Annotated in this window: 5 protein-coding genes; all 5 read right to left on the reverse strand. The window is 45.6% G+C overall.

What is annotated here, in order from left to right:
* Positions 1-85: 85 nt before the first annotated feature.
* Positions 86-418: an ASCH domain-containing protein gene (locus HRT75_RS14270; RefSeq protein WP_291188150.1), complete on the reverse strand. Its 333-nt coding sequence runs from the start codon at positions 416-418 to the stop codon at positions 86-88.
* Positions 415-735 (reverse strand): hypothetical protein, encoded by a 321-nt coding sequence (locus HRT75_RS14275; RefSeq protein ID WP_291188153.1) that lies wholly within the window; start codon positions 733-735, stop codon positions 415-417. Before HRT75_RS14275 ends, HRT75_RS14270 begins: the two co-directional genes overlap by 4 nt.
* A gap of 323 nt (positions 736-1,058) precedes the next feature.
* Positions 1,059-1,355, reverse strand: coding sequence for a hypothetical protein (locus HRT75_RS14280; RefSeq protein WP_291188156.1), 297 nt, complete (start codon positions 1,353-1,355; stop codon positions 1,059-1,061).
* Positions 1,356-1,619: 264 nt separating this feature from the next.
* Complete coding sequence (locus HRT75_RS14285) at positions 1,620-2,303, reverse strand: lambda exonuclease family protein (protein WP_291188159.1); 684 nt, start codon at positions 2,301-2,303, stop codon at positions 1,620-1,622.
* On the reverse strand, positions 2,300-3,124 hold the full coding sequence (locus tag HRT75_RS14290; protein ID WP_291188162.1) for a recombinase RecT: 825 nt from the start codon (positions 3,122-3,124) through the stop codon (positions 2,300-2,302). The genes HRT75_RS14285 and HRT75_RS14290 overlap by 4 nt, the downstream gene beginning before the upstream one ends.
* Positions 3,125-3,455 lie beyond the last annotated feature (331 nt).

Consider the following 3,455-nt stretch of genomic DNA (forward strand, 5'->3'; position numbering starts at 1 on the left):
TAAAGATAAATCGGCTCCGACTCATTAACAAGACTCTTGAAGTTATCTTTTTCTTCGAAATGAAACACCAGCTCATTAAGATAATTCATGCTGCTACTTCCATTTCACTGGACCAAATCACTTCGCCCAGTCCTGTTACATAATACTTCTCCCCTTCCTTCGCTCCCCACTCTACCTTCCCTGTCCCAACACGAGGCTGCTTCACTACTTCTACCACCATGCTACGGCTATTGCCTGAGTAGCCATTGCGGAAGATCACCACATCAAAGTCAAAGTCCTTCTTGAGGCGCGCTTTGTAGTAGTCGGTTATAGCTCTGTATTCTTCCTTCTTGACTCCTGATAGGATCATGTCGTACCATTGCTTGGTCAGGATTAGGAATAAGGTTTTCTTTCCTTCTATGGCTTGCCAGTAGTTCATGGTTGTTTCTTTTTAAGTAATCGCAGATCCATGTGCATCACTTTGCCCTCCATAGGATCGTCAGTAAAATGCACTTCAATAAACTCGCTTAGATCTAGATTGTAAACAAATTCGCGCTTCACGACGTGTTCAACTTCGTTAGCATTAAGAACTCTGGCGACATTGACACGCCCCTCTAATCGCTCTACAGTATAATCCTCGACTGGTCCGTACATTTGCATCGGTGGCAGCGCAGGTCTTTGCTCCACATACCCACCAAGCTTTTTGATAGCCCAATGACGGGCTTTGGTTGCTAGTTGCTTTAGTCTTTGTTTCATCTAATTTATCTCGTCTAAAAATGGCTTGAAGTAGTTTACTTTTCGCCTAAGGCAATGCGGGTGCCTGCTAGGTTACTTGACTGGCACTTCTGAGCTACATCTAACTAATTTGGGGTCAATATCCTCAAAAGACTTACCTTGGTCAATCCAAAGTCGCGCACTTAAGGCGTCGTCTGGACTGCAAAACTCCAAGTACCTAACACCCGATGTTGTCCGCAATTCCAATGCTTTGTCACTACCTAGCATAAAGTTAGCACTGATAATGCCGCTGATGCACACGCTTCTTATCGGTCCTGATTTATAGTGGAATGTTGCTATCATGACTACAAAATTGGTTGCTGCAATTGTTCACGTGGGTTCACAAATGCAATCTTGAATACTGGAACTCTGGTAGGGTAATGCTGCTTGAACGCAGTTACCATTTTTTCAATGGGGACACCCACGGCAAACCGCTCTACAAGTTGCCCGTCTACATCCCATACTTGGCCCATTGGATCAGCCCACTTGGCGAACCATGCAGAATACTCGGTTCCCTGTGGAGCGTGGATCACAAATCCACCACTAGGACCATCTCCATAAAGGGTCGATTGGCTCCATTGCTTTAGTTCTTCTGTTGTCATGCTGTCAATTGTTCTTTGAGCTTCTTCCATCCCCGACCGTCCTTTATAGACTTACCAGTGTGCCATCCCGTATAAGGGAAGTACTTAACAAGGTACCCGTTGTGATAAAATTGCAGCTCAGAGGCTGTTTCTTGGACAATATCAATACTGAGCTTATCCAGCTCTTCTTTAGCATACTCTAGGCGATCCTGCTGGATCTATTGGCGCTTTTCTTTCATCGCCTCGTAGTATTCGGTTGTTTCTCTGCTCATGCTGCTGGTTGGTTTAAAAAGCCGCCTCGTCAATAGGCAGCTCAATGTCAATCAATTCTGATTCAGTGTTGAATAATTCCCATCCACGCTCTAGCATAGCAATGCCTTTTTCTAGCCCATTCAAGAGCTTGGCGAAGGCCTTTTCGTCTGGGAAGATTCGCTGAATAATCAAGGGCTTGCCCATGACATAGGGATTGTAGGCGATAAAGTCGCACCACTGGCGGCCTGTTACAAGCATCTGCATCTGCATCTGCATGTATGCCTCTTTAGATGGCTCGCCCTGTAGAGCAATGGCGATGTGCTTGGCATTGTTGCGGCATTTGATTTCCACAAGGCCATCATCGCCCACAAGGCCATCGGGGCTAACTCCTATAAAATCCCCTGCTTGGACGAAGGCAACTTCTCTGACCATGCGACCAGTTTCAAAAGCGTACATGGTCCTAGCAATTGGCTCTAGCATGTTGCCCCGCTGGGTATCTGCACTTCCTTGGAATCTGGGGGAGATATTGCCACACACATGAGGCTCTAGAATCTCCGACACATACGTCACAAGACCTTTTCCTGCTGTGGCTATGGTGTTGGCCTTGGAAGATGTGAACTTGCCACTGCGGAGCTCATGCCACTCGTTGCTGCCTTGCAGCACATTTTTGTGAATGGTAATGAGCTCTGATCTTGCTATGGTTGTCAATTCGCTCATGCTGCCTCAGAGTTTAATTCCCATTGCTTTTCTGAAAGCTGTGTTTGGAATGCTGCCTGAGCTTCGGGCGTCTTGAGCTTGCCGTTGTACTCGTGATAGATAGTCGCTAGGTCATCTCTGGTTTGCGCCTGAGCAATCTGCTCCTTTACACCTTCTGGAAGGTTTAGTAAATCGGGATTTGAGTTTAAGTTGTCCTCATTGACCATCTGGGCAAGGTCTTTATCCAGATACATGATGCGCTTGCAGGCTCTTTTGATGGCGGACTTAATAGCCATTTCTGACCACCAGTTCTTCCAAATATAGGCCATCGTGGAACTCGATTGCATCTTAGCAAGGTCCTCCATGTTCAAGGTAATCATAAGATCCGCAATGCCGCTAGCCGTCAAGTGACAGAACACACCTATTGCTGTCTTGCCTTTTTCAAAGATGTTTTTAGGGACGTAATTGAATTGGACGCCTGCATCTGTAGACTTGTACTCGAAAGCGTCCCCTTGGTAGATGACGCCAGTCGTGAACTTGGCGTCAGGAAACTTATTTATCACCACGTTTTGCATGGCGTGATAGTCTAGTCTTAAACTGTATGTTGTAACTCCCTGCTTGTTAGGTCCACGCTTATCAATGGTCACGTTCTCAAAGTCAATCAACAGTCCCCACTTTTGTGCCTTGGCAAAAAGCCCTTGCAAGGTGAGTGCTGGCACAGCAGTTAACCATGCTGTTTTAGAGTCCTGAGCTTTAATGAAAAGCACTTTTAAGAACTCTTCCACTTGATCCTTGTCATAGGGAGCAAGTAGCGCTCTGAGCTGTTTTATCATATTATCCATTGTTTCTGTTCTTTAAGGTTGATAAATTGAACGTGTGCAAAAAATGCAACAGTTCGTTTTAAAAATATTCCATTTCCCATGTAGGATGATACTTGCCCACACTAGCTTCTCCATCCATGCGGATAATCAAGTGCGCGCCCTTGGCTGATGTTATAACCCCTTCCTTTTTGGTCCAAGCATCATCTGCGAATGGGTTGGGCGAAAATATACCGTTTGTCCTACTTTCATGCTTCTCTATTTTAAAAACGAGGGGTTTTGCTGCGGACTCCACCCCTCTAACACAAACTTTATTTCTTTGCCTTGATTAGCTTTTGCCTCTTTCTCGTTCACC

Origin of the sequence: Gilvibacter sp., from assembly GCF_013214815.1 — a bacterium.
Classification (GTDB): domain Bacteria; phylum Bacteroidota; class Bacteroidia; order Flavobacteriales; family Flavobacteriaceae; genus Gilvibacter.